Source organism: Streptomyces solincola, assembly GCF_002982015.1.
Lineage (GTDB): Bacteria > Actinomycetota > Actinomycetes > Streptomycetales > Streptomycetaceae > Streptomyces > Streptomyces solincola.
In genome coordinates, this window is record NZ_PVLV01000557.1 from 1 (window position 1) to 2,891 (window position 2,891).

The 2,891-nt window shown below is 78.0% G+C and carries 2 protein-coding genes; both read left to right on the forward strand.

What is annotated here, in order from left to right; translation table 11 throughout:
- Positions 1–82 precede the first annotated feature (82 nt).
- Positions 83–1,225 carry an ATP-binding protein gene (locus C6N75_RS27090; RefSeq protein ID WP_105871510.1) on the forward strand — a complete coding sequence of 381 codons (1,143 nt, stop codon included), beginning with the start codon at positions 83–85 and terminating at the stop codon, positions 1,223–1,225.
- On the forward strand, positions 1,222–2,891 hold a 1,670-nt coding region (locus C6N75_RS27095; protein ID WP_258177639.1), incomplete at its 3' end, for a DUF5682 family protein. The genes C6N75_RS27090 and C6N75_RS27095, both read left to right, overlap by 4 nt.

Consider the following 2,891-nt stretch of genomic DNA (forward strand, 5'->3'; position numbering starts at 1 on the left):
CACCACCCCCGACGACACCACCCCGGACGACACCACCCCGGACGGCACCGCACCGCCCACCGCCGCCGGCGAGGTCCGGCAGATCATCCCGCCCGAGGAGCGGTACGCGACCGAGCTGGCCTTCCTCGCCGCGTACGACCGCGGACCGCGTCCGCCCGCCTGGCGGCTCACCCCGCGGGCGGCCGTCACCTTCGTCATGGGCAGCGGCGGACAGACCCTGCGCCTGCCCGACGGGCAAGCCGCCCCGCGGGGCGTCCCGCGCCGCCTGGTCGTCGAGGGCAAGTTCGTCGGCGACCGCGCCCTGGTCGAGCGGTGCGTCGTCACCCTCGCCGGCGAGCGCGGCCTGCTGCTCGTCGGCGAACCGGGCACGGCCAAGTCCATGCTGTCCGAGCTGCTGTCCACCGCCGTCTGCGGCACCAGCGGCCTCGTCGTCCAGGGCACCGCGGGCACCACCGAGGACCAGCTCCGGTACGGCTGGAACTACGCCCTCCTGCTCGCCCAGGGCCCCAGCCGCGAGGCCCTGGTCCCCTCGCCCGTGCTCACCGCCATGGGCCGCGGCGCCATCGCCCGGGTCGAGGAGGTCACCCGCTGCCTGCCCGAGGTGCAGGACTCCCTGGTCTCCCTGCTGTCCGAACGGCGGCTCGCCGTCCCCGAACTGGCCGGCTCCGCCGACTCCCTGGCGCACGCCGCGCCCGGCTTCAACGTCATCGCCACCGCCAACCTCCGCGACCGGGGCGTCTCGGAGATGTCCGCCGCCCTCAAGCGCCGCTTCAACTTCGAGACCGTCGGAGCCATCGGCGACCTGGAGGCCGAGACCGACCTCGTACGCCGCCAGTCCCGGGCCGCCGTCGAGCGGGCCGGGGCCCCCTACCAGGTCGACGACACCGTCCTGGAGGCGCTCGTCACCGCCTTCCGGGACCTGCGCGACGGCCGGTCGGCCGAGGGGTGGGAGGTGGAACGCCCGTCGACCGTGATGAGCACCGCCGAAGCGGTCTCCGTGGCCGGCGCGCTCGGCCTCGCCGCGGCCTACTTCCCCGGCGACCGGGACGTCCTCGGCCTCCTCCCGGGGCACCTGCTGGGCGTGGTCCGCAAGGACGACCCCGCCGACGCCGACCGGCTGCTCGGCTACTGGGACGGCCCCGTCCGCCGCCGCGCCGAGCAGGGCTCCGCCACCTGGCGCACCCTGTGGGACCTGCGCGCCGTGCTCGCGGACGGACGGCGATGACCCCGGCCCCGAGCCCCGAGGAGGCCGTCGCCGCCCTCACCGACCCGGCCGGCCCGTACCTCATCGGCGTCCGCCACCACGCCCCCTCCCTCGCCGCGGTCGTCCCCGCCCTGCTGGAGGAGGCCCGGCCGGACGTGCTGCTGGTGGAGCTGCCCGCCGAGATGGGGGAGTGGCTGCCCTGGCTCGCCCACGAGGAGACCCGCGCCCCGGTCGCCCTGGCCGCCGTCCCCGGCGGCCGGGGCGCCCCGCCCGAGGGCGGCGCCAGGCCCGCCTTCTACCCCTTCGCCGACTTCTCGCCGGAGCTCGCCGCGATCCGCTGGGCCGCCCGGCACGGCGTCCCGGTCGCCACCTGCGACCTGCCGCTCGCCGACCCGGCCTGGCGGACGCCCGCCGACCCCGCCGTCGGCCGGTCCGCCCCGGGAGTGCGCGCCGCGCTGAACGCCCGCCTCACCGGCCGCCCCGGCGACGACCTGTGGGACCGCCTCGTCGAGGCCGCCGCCCCCGGGTCCACCCCGGGCGCGCTGCGCCGCGCCGCCCTCCTCACCGGCTGGGCCCTGCGCCAGGACTCCGCCGCCGCCGGTGGCGTCAGTGCGCTGGACCTGCGCCGCGAGCAGTGGATGCGCGCCGCCCTCACCTCCGCCACCGCCGGCGGCCGCCGGGCCGCCGCCGTCGTCGGCGCCTTCCACGCCCCCGCCCTGGCTCCCGCCCTCACCCCAGCCGACACCTCCTCAGCCGCGACGACCGACCCCAGACTCCCGTACGACGGAGGCACGACGGGCGGTGACGGCGACCGGACCACCTGGACCACCTCCCTCATCCCGTACACCTACGCCCTACTGGACGCGCGGTCCGGGTATCCGGCCGGCATCCGCGACCCCGAGTGGCAGCACCTCGTCCTGGCCGCCGCCCAGGACCCCGCCGCCCTGGCGGACGCACTGGTACGGACGGCCGTCCGCGTCTGCGCCGAACTGCGCGCGCAGGGCCACCCCTCCGGCCCGGCCGACGCGCGGGAGATCAGCCGTCTCGCCGGCGACCTCGCCCGGCTGCGCGGCCTGCCCGCCGCGGGCCGCGGCGAACTGGTCGAGGCCGTCCAGACGGTGCTCGGTCAGGGCGAGCCGTACGGCAGGGGACGGGTCGTGGCACGGGCCATGGAGCGCGTCCTGGTCGGCGACCGCGGCGGCCGGCTCGCGCCGGGCACCCCCCGCAGCGGCCTCGGCCCGGCCGTCGAGACCGAACTCGTCGCACTCCGCCTGCCCGGCCCCGAGGCCGACGCCGGCGGCAACCCTCCGACCACGGCGGCCGCCGCCGAGACCGAACAACGCCCCGGCCCCGTCCGCACGACGGCAACCGGCCCCGGCACGGCCATCGGCCCCGGCACGGGAACGGGTCCCGACACGGCCACCGGCACGGCCACCGGCCCCGGCACTACAACCGCTCCCGGTCCCGGCACCGCATCCGGATCGGGCACCGAAACTGGCACTGACCCGGAAACTGGTGCCGGCCCCGGCACGGGAACGGGTCCCGGCACCGCAGCCGGCCCCAGCACCGCAGCCGGTCCCAGCACCGCAACCGACCCCAGCACGGCAACCGGCCCCAGCACCGGCACCGACCCCACCACCGGCACCGAACCCACCACCGCAACCGCATTCGGCACCCCCACCCCCAC